The sequence below is a fragment of the Bradyrhizobium sp. PUT101 genome (genome assembly GCF_052043945.1).
Classification (GTDB): domain Bacteria; phylum Pseudomonadota; class Alphaproteobacteria; order Rhizobiales; family Xanthobacteraceae; genus Bradyrhizobium.
On the sequence record NZ_CP197207.1, the window covers coordinates 1,238,970 to 1,252,169 of the forward strand.

Here is a 13,200-nt window from a genome sequence, read left to right on the forward strand (position 1 = left end):
CTCGTTCCTATTTGCGCAGTGCGAAGAATTTGCGCGGGGCGATAGCAACCATCGTTCATTCCTGGACTTGGATGGCACGTGGTTCAACCGGGAGGACGGAAGATGAAGGCGCTGGTCTGGCACGGCAAGGAGGACATCCGGTGCGACACCGTCACCGACCCGGAGATCCAGGATCCGCGCGACGCGATCATCAAGGTCACGAGCTGCGCCATCTGCGGCTCCGACCTTCATCTCTTCCACAATTTCATTCCCGGCATGCTGCCCGGCGACATCATGGGCCACGAGACCATGGGCGAAGTGGTCGAGGTCGGCTCGGGCGTCGACGGAAAGCTGAAGAAGGGCGACCGTATCGTCGTGCCCTTCACGATCATTTGCGGCGAATGCGACCAGTGCAAGCGCGGCAATTTTTCGGTGTGCGAGACCACCAACCGCAAGCGTCATCTGGCCGATAAGGCCTTCGGACACGCGACGGCCGGCCTGTTCGGCTATACGCATCTGACCGGCGGCTATCCCGGCGGCCAGGCTGAGTATCTGCGCGTGCCCTTTGCCGACGCCACCCACATCAAGGTGCCGGCCGGCATTCCCGACGAGCAATTGCTGTTCCTCAGCGACATCTTCCCGACCGGCTGGCAGGCTGCCGTGCAATGCGACATCGAGCCGACCGATACCGTCGCGATCTGGGGCTGTGGCCCGGTCGGGCAGATGGCGATCCGCAGCGCCATCCTGCTCGGCGCCAACCAGGTGATCGCGATCGACTGCCTGCCCGAGCGGCTCAGCATGGCCGAGGCCGGCGGCGCCACCACGATCAATTTCGAGACCGAGAGCGTGGTGGAGCGGCTGAACGAGCTCACCGACGGCAGGGGTCCGGAAAAGTGCATCGACTGCGCCGGCATGGAAGCTCACGTGATGCCGTCCCAGCCCGACACCGTGCTCGACCGCGCCAAGCAGATGGTGATGCTGGAAAGCGACCGGCCGCACGTGCTGCGCGAGATGATCTATGTCTGCCGGCCCGGCGGCATCATCTCCGTCGCCGGCGTCTATAGCGGCCTCTCCGACAAGATGCCGATGGGCGCCTTCATGAACAAGGGCCTGACGATGCGGACCGGCCAGACCCACGTCAACCGCTGGACCGACGACCTGCTCCGCCGCATCGAAGAGGGCGAGATCGATCCGTCGTTCGTCATCACCCACACCGTGCCGCTCAGCCAGGGCCCCGAGATGTACCAGGTGTTCCGCGACAAGCGCGATTCCTGCGTCAAGGTCGTGCTGAAGCCCTGAGGAGCAAGACCAATGTTTCATTTCTCCAATATCGTACGCACCAAGGGCGACCCGAAGATCGTCGAGGGTGGACCGAGCCTGAAGCAGCCCGCGGACCAGCTCGCGCGAGCACTCGGCTGGTTCAGCATCGGTCTTGGCGTCGTCGAGCTGTTCGCGCCAAGGCGCGTCACGCGCACGCTCGGCATGGAAGGTCATGAGACGATGGTCCGGGCCTTCGGGGTGCGCGAGATCCTGGCCGGGATCATGTCGCTCTCGGTGGACAAGAACGCCGGCCTGTGGGCCCGCGTCGGCGGCGACGGCCTCGATGCCGCCGCGCTGCTTTCGGGGCTGACGCTGGACAACCCCAAGAAGGGCAATATCGCGCTCGCACTGCTGATGGTCGGCGGCATCGCCATGCTCGACTACCGCGCCGCGCAGGACACCAAGCCGCGACGCCCGCCGCGCGACGCACGGCGCAAGCTCTATCCGAATCGCAGCGGTTTCCCCAAGGGCATCGAGAGCGCCAGAACTGCGGCAAGGCAGATCGCAGCTCACGCTGGGCACAACGAGATGAAGCAAGGCGATGAGCGTCGCGCCCCGTGACGAGGCTGCGTGGTGGGAATCCGCCGTCATCTACGAGATCGCGCTGATCTCCTTCCAGGACTCGAACGGCGACGGCAAGGGCGACCTCGCCGGACTGATGTCGCGCATCGATTATCTGAAGTAGCTCGGCGTCGACGCGGCGTGGCTGACGCCAATCTACAAGAGCCCCTTCCGCGACCTCGGCTACGCCCTGTCGCTGCAAGCGACGATCGACGCCTATCTCAACGCCATTCCTGACCATGCCTGGCCGGTCTGGGTGATCGGCGGGCACGACAAGCAGCGGATCGCGAGCAAGATCGGCGAGCCGCAAATGCGCGTGCTGGCGATGCTGCTGATGACGCTGCGGGGAACACCGTTCTTCTTCATGGGCGACGAGATCGGCCGCAAGCGCGTCCCGATCCCGCCCGACCGCGTCCGCGATCCCTTCGAGAAGCTCGTACCGGGTTATGGCCTGTGCCGCGATCCCGAACGCGCCGATGCGATGGGATGACAGTCCCGACGGCGGCTTCACCACCGGGAGTCCATGGCTGCCATTGGAGCCTCCTGAGCTCGCCGCCAACATCGCCGGACAGCAGCGCGACGAGCATTCGATCCTGGCGCTGTTTCGCGCGCTGATAGCGCTGCGGCGCAGGCATTTGTGCCTGCGTCGGGTCGGTTACGAGCCGCTGCGGTCGCAGAACGATGTCCTTGCCTACAGACGGATCGACGGCCGCAACGAAATTCTAGTCGCGCTCAATGTCGCGGCTGAACCGCGGACATGGCAATGGCAGGGTCGCGGCCGCCTCCTGATGTCGACGCAGCTGGATCGGGCGCCCGAGCCATTGCCGGATGCTTCCATCCTGCTCCGGGGCAACGAGGGCGGGATCATCGCGCTCGAACCTCGGTGACGGCCTGACCATCGGCGCCTCGAAGAGTCTCATCAACGCTTCCGGCATCTCCCCCGCCGCCGGAGGCAATTTGGACGAAACCGCACCCCCGGCGCTCAACGCCCCCTTCATGCGCCGACGTCGCCCTCGCCTGAATCGCTTCGAAGGGCGCCAGCGCGCGTTGCGCGCCTCCGCGATTGCGGATCAAATTCCGCTTCCTACTCCCGCCAGAACTCGGCCAGCTCTTCCGCTCCAACCAGGTCGACCTGGCCGTGAAACCGGGTGCGATACATCGTCATGAGCGCATCGTGCCCGACGTCGGACGAGCTACACAGCGCGTCCTCGACGATGACGACTCTGAAGCCGAGATCGACGGCGCTCAGGACGGTCGAGAGCACGCAGACGTCCGTCTCTGCGCCTGATATCACGACGGTGGCAACCTTCTTTTCGACCAGCAGGCTCGCAAGGCCGGGATTGCTGAACGCGGAATAGGCCGGCTTGTCGATGACGGCAGCAGGCGGAACGAAGCGGTTCAAGGCCGGCACGAGCTCGAGGGCAGATGGAGGCAGATGCCTGCGGGTCGCCTGGTGCCAGCGGCGAAAATAGCTCTGCCACTGTCCCGGACGATCCTCTGGATCCCGCGGCGCGATGAAGCGCGTGAAGATCGTTCTCGCCGGATGGCGCGAGACGACTGAAACGATCGTCGGCAGGACACGCTCCATCCAGGGCGTCGCCCAGAGGCCGCCGGGCGTGAAGATGTTCTGCATGTCGATGCACAGGTGAACGGCGTCCCTGATGTCGGCAACATCCGACGTGCTGTCCCTCATCGTCCTCCACCCCTGATCATGTAGTCCTCATCCAGCATTTGGAACGCTCGCCTTCTGCCGCATAACGCATTGCCTGGTTTCAAGTCCCGCACACAAACCCGAGACGCCATCGCAAGTTCCCGAATACCCGCGCTTGCGGTACGAACGGCCGAGGCCAGTGGCATTCACACTTGTCGGTATCGCGCGGGGAAACGAGTTCGAAATCTTCAGCCATCCGACGAGGGTCGCGATGCCCGCGGCCGAATTGGGTCGCGCCCGCAAGCCTCGACCATAGAGCTGGGATTGGCCTTGACCTCTGCGCTGCCCAGCAAAGATCAGACCGCACTGTCGCAGCTCTCTGCAACACCAGACAGTCTTATCAATGCTGGCGCCGGCGCTATCATCGGTCTGCTGGCAGGCAGCATACGTCGTCTCGATCGGGCTGATGCGGGCCGGCTATCTGGGCGCGCTCGTCTGTGGTCTCTCCGGAACCGCACGGGCTCGGCGGCGCGGCGCTCGGACTCGGCGGCATCTTCCTGCCCGGGATACTGGTCCTGCTCGGAGTTCTTTCATTCTGGGACTCGTTCCGGAAGCGCGCAGGCGATGATGCGGGGTGTCAACGCCGTGGTCGGCGTGCTCGGTGCGGCGCTGTACGATCCGGTATGGACGACGACCGTGCATTCGCCACGAGACTTCGGCATCGCACTTGTCGGCTTCGTTCTCCTGGTCGCCTGGCGCGCCCCGCCTCGCGCGCCGGTTCGATCTGCTGCGTGAGTGCCGCATCCCTCACGCAGCAGATCGGTAATGAGTTGCGGGCCGGCTATAGCCAATTGATCCCCGCCAGCGGCAACAGCCGTTGGAGGATCGCGGCCAGGCAGACCAGCCCCACCAACAATTTGAGAAGACCCGCCAAACGGGATTCATTGACGAACTTGTCGATGACCCAGAAACAAATTGCCCCGACGACGCAAATGATCAAGATCCCGATGATGAGTGAAAGCATGGAAGCCCCTTGTTCTGTCGTGGCAGCGACACGCATGCGCCACTGCGGATGAAAGGAAGAGATCAGCGCTCGTTCATGCGCAGGGCGCTGCTTCGCGGACGTCTCCGACGATCAAACTAAGTCTGTCCAATCGATGCGCGCTCACGTTGCGCTGAATCAATATACGTAAGCTTTCCTGGATCATTATGACGCGTCCCTTCCCGGAGATGGCCGGCTGCGCTGAAGGCAGCCGCTCTGCCAAAATGCAACTGGAGATGCTGTCATGAACAAGACGTCCAAGACTGTGCTTCTTGCGCTCATCGTCGCCGCCACACCGTGGTTCGTCGCGCCAGTCACAGCGGCGCCGGTCACCTCCGCGCTGATGCTACGCGACGCGGTGGCGCCGCCGGTGGAGACCGTGCAATATCGCCGCGGCTGGCGCGGTGGTTATCGTGGCGGCGCAGGCATTGGAATTGGTGCAGGCATCGCTGGCGCGCTGATCGGCGGGGCAATTGTTGGCGCAACGCAGCCCTACGGCTATTACGGCTACGCTCCCGGCTATTACGGGCCGGCCTATGTCGTTCCGCCCCCCTATGTTGGTGGCGACGCGGTCGGCTATTGCGCGCGACGCTTCAGGTCCTACGACCCCTATTCCGGCACTTATCTCGGCTACGACGGCCTAAGGCATCCTTGCCCGTGAGGAGGGCGACCTAATGTCTCGGCAGTTTGATGTAAGTGATCTTAAATCAGGCTGCCGACAGGCGTTCGCAATTGTCATTGATCCACGTCAACTGACGCGCAAAAACAAATCCGCCATAACTGGAACGCCTGCCCGCCGTTTCTATTCGTTCATTGTCCAGTTCCGGACGAACAAGAATTGGTGGATTCCATGAAAAGCACCCTATTGGCGACGGTCGCAGTCCTTGCGCTCGCTTCGCCGTCATTCGCGGCTGAGAAGGGCAAGACCGTTGGGCAATCGCCCTCATCTTTTTACCTGGCTCAGGATAGCGCGACCATGAAATGCCAGATCGTCGAGAGCCAGCCTGCGACCGGCAGCAACATGAAGGTTGTCGGCGCCGCCCACACGACAAAGGCTTCCGCAGAAGCGGCTTTGAAAGCCGACAGGACCTGCGCCAAGTGATCGATCAAGTCGCGGCGCGAGTACAGCGGCGGGTCTATTGCCTCGCTGGAAGCACGAGACCTTAGACCTGCCACGTGACCTTCAGAGCACTCTGCGTTGGGGCTCTGCGTCAGCAGCTGCAACAAGGGCCAACCATCAAGCAGGCCAGCGACACGCAAGCCACTTGCCGCTTGAGATACTCCAAGTTCGAGAGGATACAGCGATGAACAGGCAGACCAGGATATGCGCGATTGGCGCAGCGCTCTTCGGCGCCGCGATGCTCGGCTCGGTACTCCCTTCGGGGGCAGCTCCGATCTCGCCGAGCGCGCCTCTTCTGACAGAAGGGACGTCCTCGTCCGGAGTGACGGAGGTCCGCTATCGACGCCATTACCGCGGTCGCGTCTATCGGCGTGCTCCCGGGGCGGCCATTGGTCTTGGAGTTCTTGGTGCCGCGGCCGGAGCCGCCGCCTATGGGGCCTACGGCCCCGGCTACTACCGTCCGGGTTACGCGCCGGGCTACGCACCAGGTTACTACGGCGGTCCCTACCCGTATCGCCGCCAATACTACGCCCCGTACTAAGGGCAACTTTGACGCCGTTTGGGCGCGGCAGGCTCGGGCGCAGGCCCGCGCCACTGAACGCGCTCTCAAGCGGCGGTCGCTCGAAAAAACGATCAGCGCTGCGGTTCAGCGAACGCGATGACGTGGCAGCGTATTCAATCTGAAATTTGGAGACACACCATGGACTGGAATCAAATTGAAGGAAACTGGAAGGAGCTCCGAGGCAAGGTGAAGGAGCAATGGGGCAAACTTACCGACGACGATCTCACCGCGATCAACGGCAAACGCGAGCAGCTCGAAGGTCGGCTTCAACAGCGATATGGCTTTGCGAAAGATCAGGTTCGCAAGGACATCGATAGCTGGTTCTCTTCCCTCAAGTAGGTTGCCAACCGAGGCCGGGGGATCCTGCTCCCGGGCGAACGATGCACGCAAGCTAGCGCTCCCACCGCTCTAAATTGAGTGCAATGAGTGCGATGGTTTCCAGCGTCATGTAGCGGGCGCGTTGGACGGTCTATTCATCGTTCTGTTCGAGCAGGATCGCGCCGATGAGGCGAACGATGGCGTCCTCATTTGGGAAGATGCCAACCACCTCGGTCCACCACTTGATCTCGCCGTTGAGACGCTCGATCGGGCTGGTCGAGTGCAGCTTGGTCCGATGCTGCGGCGGGAACGTCATGTAGGCAAGTACATCAGTCTCGGCCTCGTCGAGGAAGCCGGCAAGCTTCGGCAGATTGGGCCGGAGTTGGTCTGCGACCTTGCGCCACTGCGTTCGCGCGGCTTCGGCGTCGTCCTGGGCAAACGCGGTGGCGATGAAGGCGGACACGACGCGCCGCCACGGGCATTTCCCATCGTGGCGGCGAGCGAGCATCAAGCTGTAGCACTTGCCCAGCACCGCGATGAGCGGCTCGAATCGGACGCCGTCATTTCCGGATCGCAGCCGGAAATCTCAATGATTTCAGAGAGGAACATGAACTCTGGTGCGCTCGGAGGGCGTTCGCATTTCCTGTGATTTCAACGGGCTACGGAGTCGAACGAAGGGCAGAGGTGCATTTCGCAGCTATTGGTGCCTTTCAGGCCGAGCATCAGACCCAAGTGGGCAAAACTGGCCTCCACTCGCCTGCATTTCGACAGTCCCGGCCTGTCCGGTACCGCCGATGGGTCAGAACGCGAAACGGCATGTCGAGCTATTGGGCCAATTTCGCTGCGACCTGGCCGCCGGCACTCTTCGAAGCAGCTTCCTTCGCCAGCTCCTCACCCTGAATTGGCATCAGCACGTCCCTTTGCCGGCCGCCGCTGACGAACCCTCCCCTGCCCCCACGCTCTGCTGCAACGCTTCCATCAGATCGACCACGTTCTCCCCCTTCGCCCGCTCCTCCGGTCCGATGTCTTGTCGGCGCGCTTCTGGTTGATCAGGTCGATCAGCGCGGCCTCGTAATGATCCTCGAACTTGTAGGCGGCCGCGTTCATCTTTGCACACTCCGCCGTGGGTCTAGTCAGCGTCTTCTCGCGCCAGTTCCGATTGCACCACCCTGGTTGGCGCCGTTGTGGGCACAACAATTGGCTTGGGCTGGCTCGGCCAGACGGCGACGAGGTTCATTCTCGCGGGCATCCTCCTCACGGCCGAATCACGTCGCGCGGCGTCGTCTTGATCGTCAGCGGCTCGATGTCGCGCTCAATGAGTTCGGTGCTCGCCTCCTGATCCGAGGAACTCCATCAAATAATACCATCAAGAGCCGCGCGTCGCATCTAGTGAGCGCGAGGGTGCATCCTCACAGTCAATCGATCTCAGGCGCGAAGCGACGCCGCTAGCCATGCAGCCACTGTATGGTATTCCGTTAGCTCTATTCCATCGGTGGTGATGGCGCTTGCCTGTACGCGCCGTTGTCCTTCGTAGTGTGGAAGCCCCGCAGAACCCATGCGGAAAACCGCTGCAAACTTCCCAAACTCATCCTCCACGTCTTTTGGCCCGAGAAGATTCACTCTGACCAACTCACGAAGCGCATCGATCATATATGGTATCGACACGATTCCAGATGGTGCTGCAATATCGAATGCTTTCGTTGCCATCGGCCAGTTGATTTGCCGCATAAGCCCGTAACTTCCCGGAGATATCGGCTCAGGTGGCCAAATCGGTTGTGCAATGGCGTTGCCATCTGTCTCTTCTACAGATCCAAATCCATCGGCGCTCAATGCGGGCGCGACATGGTTGCGTTCGACATTGAGCTCCCAATTTCGGCCGAACGTGGAGTTGACGTCACCCCGGGCTAAAGCCAGCCGGACGTACCTCATTCCGTGGGTACGCTCGGCTCTCTTTCGACTGAAGATGTGATCAACATGGATCGATCGGTCTAAGAACGCATGGCGCGGCAAGTCGTAATATTTGTTCAGAAACTTGTGAAATAGCCGGCGATAGTCGACGTCCTTGTTAACGGAAACCCAGCATTCTGGCTGTCCGTGCGGCCGCACCTTTTCAAAAACGAACCCATTTTCAGGACTATCTTCATCGGGCAGGTTCTCAATATGTAGACCCTGCATCTTTGCGACCATATCTGCCGCTTCAAGATGGGCTACGGCGACGTATGGCTGGCGGTCCGTGTCGACGCACCAGCATTCACGAAGATCCACCATGGCCTTTTCTTTAAGCGCGACAATGTAAGGATCTGTGGGCAAGAGAACGGTCGGCATGGGATAACCCGTGTCGTTGCAAGGCCAATGTCGCGGTATCCGTGAATGCATTCAATGATGCTGCCACCAAGCAGCATTTGCAATGTCTCGCCCAATGCATCGTGGGACAGCTCTGGCCTTACGCGCCAAGTAGCGCTTTTTGGTTTGGCGCCACACTTTTCCTTTGCGAACTGCTTGCCGCCAACTTGAACAGCATCTTCAGTGAGGGCAATGAGGATATTCAGCGAATACGGCATATGATCATGAAGCCGCACAGATGGGCTATCAGACGAAGTCTAAATAAGCCTAAGCGCTTTCTCTATTTCGATTTACAGTGACTTCGTTTGTTGAAGTATACGATTTAGTCCTGCAATATTCCGCCTCACCGAAAATCTAAACCCTTTTCAGCGGAGGCGCTTATGGCGATCGACGATGCTCGCCCCTGCCCGTGCGGCAGCGGCTTATCTTCTCACTGGGTAAACGACGCCCGCGGAATTCCGCTTTGCCGGATTTGTCCGACATGCGCGAAAGAGAAGCTTTCGACTTACCGGCCGGAGGTGCTGACCGACAGCAACTACTACGCCGACGAGGATATCGATGGCGACTACCATGCATCGCCATTGGTACCGGTGCGACTGGGATCATGCAGTTGCCCCCGTTAGACCGGACACTCGGCTGGTTTGAGTGATGCAATGTACTCCCGCGGTGAGTGGTAGCCCAGGCGGGAGTGTGGGTGTTCTGAGTTGTAATCCTCCATCCATTGGTCGATCCGCTGCAGCGCGGTACTCGCGTCAGGGATCGGATTCACACGAACATAGTCACGCTTGAAGGTCTTTACGAATGCCTCGGCCATGCCGTTGCTCTCGGGGCTTTCGACCGGCGTGAAGCAGGGCTCGAGGTTGAGGGCCGCGGCAATCTCAAGAGTACGATAAGCGGCGAAGATAGATCCATTGTCGGTCAGCCATTGCACCTTGTGAGGAGCCCGGATGTCGGCGAACCGCTGCTCGACACAGTGGACCATCATGTCTCGGATCATCTCGCCAGAGATCCTAGCCGTTGTGGCCACCCAGCTGATGACCTCGCGGTCATGGCTGTCCAGGGCAAAGGCAACCCGCACGATCTCGCCATTCCAGCAGGTGAACTCCAGAGCGTCCGAACACCAACGCTCGTTGGAGCGGCTTGTCATGATCGTTCCGTCATGGGCCCGCGGGAAGCGGCGCCCTGTATGCCGGGCCAGCAACAAGCCACTCTACTTCATCAGCCGGTAGACGCGCTTGGCGTTGACGGGGTCGTGGCCGGCGGATCGCCGCTCGCGCTTGAGGAGCGCGGCCATCCGCCGGTATCCATAGCTCGGGCGGCTATCCACTAGGCGCCGGATACCAGACGTGAGCTCCGCATCCCCGGCGCGAGTCTGGGGACCGCGGTTCGGACGCTTGCCACCCGCTCGCTCAACCAGGTTGGAACGGGCCACCCGGAGGGTTTCTGCGATCCGTTTCACAGGGTATCCTCCGGTGCCTGCGATCGCGACAGCAAGGTCGGTTTTTTACCCGTGCAAGGTCAAGAGCCTCCTTGAGGATCTCGACCTCCATGGTCTTGCGGCCCAGCAGGCGTTCGAGGTCTCGAACCCGCTCCTCGAGCCGCCGGACCTCGGACGCGGCGACCACATCCTCGTCGGCTCGCACCGCTTCCTTGCCCCCTTCACTCATCAGCCGTCTCCATCGGAAGACCAGGCTCGGGGAGAGCCCATGGCGACGAGCAACATAGCTGATCGACATGCCCGGTTGCAGCGTCTCGTTGACGACCACAAGCTTCTGCTCCGTCGTAAACCGCCGCCGGCGGGCAACGCCGGTGATGACTTCCACCTTCGAAAACGTGTCGGACATAGGCGTATGCCTAGGACTAGGGTGCGTACTCATAAATTTGCCGCTGAGAGTAGGCGTACCTGATGTCCGCTTGTCCCCCAACAGCGGCGCGAAAGCGGACGTTGTCGGACTTCCGAGAAGGGGCCGATTTTGTTGCAAAAGTCGGCTGCAATGGATTTGGCTGGGCCCTTCGTTGAGCCGCGCTCTGAAGCGCTGGCCCTGACGCATTTTACGCAACTTCGACGCTACGCTACGCGCTGCGCAGAGCCTGAGCCGGTGGGGGTCGTGCGACCAGCGATGCAAACCGCCTCAGATTCTGGGCGATGGCGGCTAGAACAAACTCATCCTGGGCACCTTGCGGGCCGCGCAATCGGAGCCGACCAAGCTTCAGGATGCGCTTCAAGTGTGCGAAGTTCATCTCGATCTTCTTGCGCTGATGCCGAGAGAACTCGAAGCCCTCGGTGCCAGCGATCGACCGGGCAATGTCTCGGGCATGCTCATGGATATCGCGCGGGATCTTGCGTGATGGTTCCTTTGGGCAGCACTGCGGTTTGAGCGGGCATACATCGCAGTCGAGCTTGCTTGCACGATACAGAAGGGTCTTGCCCTCGTGCACGGTACCGCTCGTCCCAAGCCGCTTACCACCCGGGCAGTGGTAAACGTCGCCGGTCGGATCATATCGAAAGTCGCTCCGCGAGAAGGTGCCATCATCGCGCTTCGACTTATCGAACACAGGGATATGCGGCGCGATGCCCTTCTCCTCGACCAGCCAGTTCAGCATCGGAGCCGCTCCGTAAGCGGTATCCCCGACAAGTCGCTCTGGCTTGAGACCGAAGCGTTCCTCGGTCCGTTCGATCATGGTCTTTGCTGCACCGACCTCGGCCTGGCGAATGGCGCGGGAGGCCTCGACATCAACGATGACGCCGAACTTCACGTCGATGAGATAGTTGTCGGAGTACGCGAAGAATGCCGGCCCCTTGTGAGCGCCGGTCCACTGCGCTGCCGGATCGGATGGCGAGACAAACTTCGGGACGACATCGCTGGCGGCGCCCCACGCCGGATCGTCGAGGGTTGCCAAATACTCCTTCACCGCGCGGCTAGACCTGGCCGGATCGCGATCCCTGCGCCAGTCCTGACCTGCGATCGAGCGCTGCTTGTTCGCGTCGGCCGCAATCAGGCTCGCATCGACTGCAAATCCTTCGCCACCAACCAGACCGGCGGCAATGCATGTCTCGACAACCCGTTCGAACACGCGGCGGAGAACATCTCCACCGCGGAAGCGCTCGTTGCGGGCCCGCGAGAACGCCGAATGATCCGGGACAGCGTCCTCGATACCGAGCTTGCAGAACCAGCGATAGGCGAGGTTCACCTGCACTTCACGGCAGATCAGCCGTTCCGAGCGGATCGCAAAGACATACCCCACGACCAGCATCCGGATCATCAGTTCCGGATCAATCGACGGGCGCCCCAGCGACGAATAGTGGGATGCTAGTTCACCGCGAAGCCAGGATAGATCGAGAGCAGCATCGATCTTCCGCACCAGATGATCTTCAGGAATAGCGTCGCCAAGACGAAACTCGTAGAACAGTTGACCTTGGTCACTATTCAGACGGCCCATCATGGATCGACCTCGCCGAGATTCGCGTCAACACAACGGAATCACGCTTCGTGACTTGTCTCAACCGACTTTTACAACAAAATCGGCCAGAAGCGGACGCGCACTGAACAGCGCATCCGTCATCAGACTGATGGACGCTGGTGCAGGTAGATCTTTTCGAACTGGCCAACTTCCTCAAGTTTGGCTGGGTCTAGCAAGTGGAAAGTCTTGCGCTCGGTCGCGAGAAGGCCTTCATGGCGAAGCTGTTGGAGAGTCCGGTTCACGTGCACGACAGAGAGGCCAAGGCAGTCTGCCAGCTCGACTTGCGTGATCGGCAACTCAAACGAGCCGTTTAGAGTCCGGCCGATTAGTGCGAGGCGCTCGTGAAGCTCCGCGAGCATGTGTGCCAATCGAGCGCGCGCTGACCTACGGCCGAGATTGACGATCGATTCCCTGAAGATTGCCGCATCGACCAAGGTCTCCCGCCACAGGGCGGCAGCTACGTTCGGCCGCGCTTTGTTCAGTTCGCGCAAGGCGTCGTGCTTGATGAAGCCGAGCGTGCATTCCGTAAGCGTCGTCAGGTCATGGTCCATGACGGGCAAATGAAGGCTTTGAAGGTCCGGGATCTCGCCCGGAATATGGAGTGACAGGATTTGCCTCTGTCCGTCTGGCGTTAGTTTGGACCGGAAGGCGAAACCATCAATGATCAGGCAGGATTCCGACGGACGGTCCCCGTCGCGCACAAAACGGTGCTGCGCCTCGACCCGCTTGGAGTGAATGGGAAGCTGTTGAATGGCCAGGATGTCATCCTGGTCTATGTGATTGACCTTGCTGAGTTTCTGAACGAGTGCAGCCGTCAATGTACCGGGCATCACACCACTCCG

15 protein-coding genes and 4 pseudogenes are annotated in these 13,200 nt (G+C 61.0%); 11 read left to right on the top strand and 8 right to left on the bottom strand.

Features of this window, described 5'->3' with window-relative positions; all coding sequences use genetic code 11:
• Positions 1 to 102: 102 nt before the first annotated feature.
• The 5 genes and pseudogenes from ACSHT2_RS05990 to ACSHT2_RS06010 all read left to right on the top strand — a co-directional run bounded on the left by ACSHT2_RS05990 (position 103) and on the right by ACSHT2_RS06010 (position 2,747).
• On the top strand, positions 103 to 1,278 hold the full coding sequence (locus tag ACSHT2_RS05990) for a zinc-dependent alcohol dehydrogenase (protein ID WP_440640774.1): 1,176 nt from the start codon (positions 103 to 105) through the stop codon (positions 1,276 to 1,278).
• A 12-nt stretch (positions 1,279 to 1,290) separates the two neighbouring features.
• Positions 1,291 to 1,860, top strand: a complete 570-nt coding sequence (locus ACSHT2_RS05995) for a hypothetical protein (protein WP_440640775.1) — start codon at positions 1,291 to 1,293, stop codon at positions 1,858 to 1,860.
• Positions 1,841 to 1,984, top strand: a complete 144-nt coding sequence (locus ACSHT2_RS06000; protein WP_440640776.1) for an alpha-amylase family glycosyl hydrolase — start codon at positions 1,841 to 1,843, stop codon at positions 1,982 to 1,984. Before ACSHT2_RS05995 ends, ACSHT2_RS06000 begins: the two co-directional genes overlap by 20 nt.
• 132 nt (positions 1,985 to 2,116) lie before the next feature.
• Positions 2,117 to 2,447, top strand: a pseudogene (locus ACSHT2_RS06005) (alpha-amylase family glycosyl hydrolase); the annotation flags it as partial.
• 48 nt (positions 2,448 to 2,495) lie between these two features.
• Complete coding sequence (locus ACSHT2_RS06010) at positions 2,496 to 2,747, top strand: hypothetical protein (protein WP_440642777.1); 252 nt, start codon at positions 2,496 to 2,498, stop codon at positions 2,745 to 2,747.
• A 197-nt stretch (positions 2,748 to 2,944) separates the two neighbouring features.
• On the opposite strand, the gene ACSHT2_RS06015 is transcribed toward ACSHT2_RS06010, so the two are convergent.
• Positions 2,945 to 3,553, bottom strand: coding sequence for a cysteine hydrolase family protein (locus ACSHT2_RS06015; protein WP_440640777.1), 609 nt, complete (start codon positions 3,551 to 3,553; stop codon positions 2,945 to 2,947).
• A gap of 452 nt (positions 3,554 to 4,005) precedes the next feature.
• On the opposite strand from ACSHT2_RS06015, the pseudogene ACSHT2_RS06020 reads away from it, so the two are divergent.
• Positions 4,006 to 4,306: pseudogene (locus ACSHT2_RS06020) on the top strand (chromate transporter); the annotation flags it as partial.
• A 46-nt stretch (positions 4,307 to 4,352) separates the two neighbouring features.
• On the opposite strand, the gene ACSHT2_RS06025 reads toward ACSHT2_RS06020, so the two are convergent.
• Positions 4,353 to 4,571, bottom strand: coding sequence for a hypothetical protein (locus tag ACSHT2_RS06025; protein WP_440640778.1), 219 nt, complete (start codon positions 4,569 to 4,571; stop codon positions 4,353 to 4,355).
• A 226-nt stretch (positions 4,572 to 4,797) separates the two neighbouring features.
• On the opposite strand from ACSHT2_RS06025, the gene ACSHT2_RS06030 reads away from it, so the two are divergent.
• The 4 genes from ACSHT2_RS06030 (at position 4,798) to ACSHT2_RS06045 (ending at position 6,574) form a co-directional block, all read left to right on the top strand.
• Positions 4,798 to 5,214 (top strand): BA14K family protein, encoded by a 417-nt coding sequence (locus ACSHT2_RS06030; RefSeq protein WP_440640779.1) that lies wholly within the window; start codon positions 4,798 to 4,800, stop codon positions 5,212 to 5,214.
• 180 nt (positions 5,215 to 5,394) lie between these two features.
• The gene (locus ACSHT2_RS06035) at positions 5,395 to 5,655 is read left to right on the top strand and encodes a hypothetical protein (protein ID WP_440642778.1); all 261 of its coding nucleotides are present in this window, start codon (positions 5,395 to 5,397) and stop codon (positions 5,653 to 5,655) included.
• A gap of 175 nt (positions 5,656 to 5,830) precedes the next feature.
• Positions 5,831 to 6,214 carry a hypothetical protein gene (locus ACSHT2_RS06040; protein ID WP_440642779.1) on the top strand — a complete coding sequence of 128 codons (384 nt, stop codon included), beginning with the start codon at positions 5,831 to 5,833 and terminating at the stop codon, positions 6,212 to 6,214.
• A 159-nt stretch (positions 6,215 to 6,373) separates the two neighbouring features.
• A complete protein-coding gene (locus ACSHT2_RS06045; RefSeq protein WP_239621453.1) occupies positions 6,374 to 6,574 on the top strand; it encodes a CsbD family protein in 201 nt (66 codons plus the stop codon).
• 52 nt (positions 6,575 to 6,626) lie between these two features.
• Here the strand turns inward: ACSHT2_RS06045 and ACSHT2_RS06050 are convergent.
• The 3 genes and pseudogenes from ACSHT2_RS06050 to ACSHT2_RS06060 all read right to left on the bottom strand — a co-directional run.
• Positions 6,627 to 7,025 (bottom strand): annotated as a pseudogene (locus ACSHT2_RS06050) (transposase); the annotation flags it as partial.
• 506 nt (positions 7,026 to 7,531) lie between these two features.
• Positions 7,532 to 7,660 (bottom strand): hypothetical protein, encoded by a 129-nt coding sequence (locus tag ACSHT2_RS06055; RefSeq protein WP_440640780.1) that lies wholly within the window; start codon positions 7,658 to 7,660, stop codon positions 7,532 to 7,534.
• Between the two features lie 318 nt (positions 7,661 to 7,978).
• Complete coding sequence (locus ACSHT2_RS06060; protein WP_440640781.1) at positions 7,979 to 8,878, bottom strand: hypothetical protein; 900 nt, start codon at positions 8,876 to 8,878, stop codon at positions 7,979 to 7,981.
• Positions 8,879 to 9,276: 398 nt separating this feature from the next.
• On the opposite strand from ACSHT2_RS06060, the gene ACSHT2_RS06065 reads away from it, so the two are divergent.
• Positions 9,277 to 9,519 carry a hypothetical protein gene (locus tag ACSHT2_RS06065; protein ID WP_440640782.1) on the top strand — a complete coding sequence of 81 codons (243 nt, stop codon included), beginning with the start codon at positions 9,277 to 9,279 and terminating at the stop codon, positions 9,517 to 9,519.
• Here the strand turns inward: ACSHT2_RS06065 and ACSHT2_RS06070 are convergent.
• From ACSHT2_RS06070 to ACSHT2_RS06080, 3 genes and pseudogenes are all read right to left on the bottom strand, one after another.
• Positions 9,516 to 10,740 (bottom strand): annotated as a pseudogene (locus ACSHT2_RS06070) (IS3 family transposase). The gene ACSHT2_RS06065 and the pseudogene ACSHT2_RS06070 overlap by 4 nt on opposite strands.
• 229 nt (positions 10,741 to 10,969) lie before the next feature.
• On the bottom strand, positions 10,970 to 12,340 hold the full coding sequence (locus ACSHT2_RS06075; protein WP_440640783.1) for a transposase: 1,371 nt from the start codon (positions 12,338 to 12,340) through the stop codon (positions 10,970 to 10,972).
• 119 nt (positions 12,341 to 12,459) lie between these two features.
• Positions 12,460 to 13,188, bottom strand: coding sequence for a Crp/Fnr family transcriptional regulator (locus ACSHT2_RS06080; protein ID WP_440640784.1), 729 nt, complete (start codon positions 13,186 to 13,188; stop codon positions 12,460 to 12,462).
• Positions 13,189 to 13,200 lie beyond the last annotated feature (12 nt).

Bases quoted from the DNA above. Each gene is read 5' to 3' on its own strand.
- ACSHT2_RS05990 (WP_440640774.1), top strand. From the start codon at position 103: ATGAAGGCGCTGGTCTGGCACGGCAAGGAGGACATCCGGTGCGACACC.
- ACSHT2_RS05995 (WP_440640775.1), top strand. From the start codon at position 1,291: ATGTTTCATTTCTCCAATATCGTACGCACCAAGGGCGACCCGAAGATC.
- ACSHT2_RS06000 (WP_440640776.1), top strand. From the start codon at position 1,841: ATGAGCGTCGCGCCCCGTGACGAGGCTGCGTGGTGGGAATCCGCCGTC.
- ACSHT2_RS06015 (WP_440640777.1), bottom strand. From the start codon at position 3,553: ATGAGGGACAGCACGTCGGATGTTGCCGACATCAGGGACGCCGTTCAC.
- ACSHT2_RS06025 (WP_440640778.1), bottom strand. From the start codon at position 4,571: ATGCGTGTCGCTGCCACGACAGAACAAGGGGCTTCCATGCTTTCACTC.
- ACSHT2_RS06030 (WP_440640779.1), top strand. From the start codon at position 4,798: ATGAACAAGACGTCCAAGACTGTGCTTCTTGCGCTCATCGTCGCCGCC.
- ACSHT2_RS06045 (WP_239621453.1), top strand. From the start codon at position 6,374: ATGGACTGGAATCAAATTGAAGGAAACTGGAAGGAGCTCCGAGGCAAG.
- ACSHT2_RS06055 (WP_440640780.1), bottom strand. From the start codon at position 7,660: ATGAACGCGGCCGCCTACAAGTTCGAGGATCATTACGAGGCCGCGCTG.
- ACSHT2_RS06060 (WP_440640781.1), bottom strand. From the start codon at position 8,878: ATGCCGACCGTTCTCTTGCCCACAGATCCTTACATTGTCGCGCTTAAA.
- ACSHT2_RS06065 (WP_440640782.1), top strand. From the start codon at position 9,277: ATGGCGATCGACGATGCTCGCCCCTGCCCGTGCGGCAGCGGCTTATCT.
- ACSHT2_RS06075 (WP_440640783.1), bottom strand. From the start codon at position 12,340: ATGATGGGCCGTCTGAATAGTGACCAAGGTCAACTGTTCTACGAGTTT.
- ACSHT2_RS06080 (WP_440640784.1), bottom strand. From the start codon at position 13,188: ATGCCCGGTACATTGACGGCTGCACTCGTTCAGAAACTCAGCAAGGTC.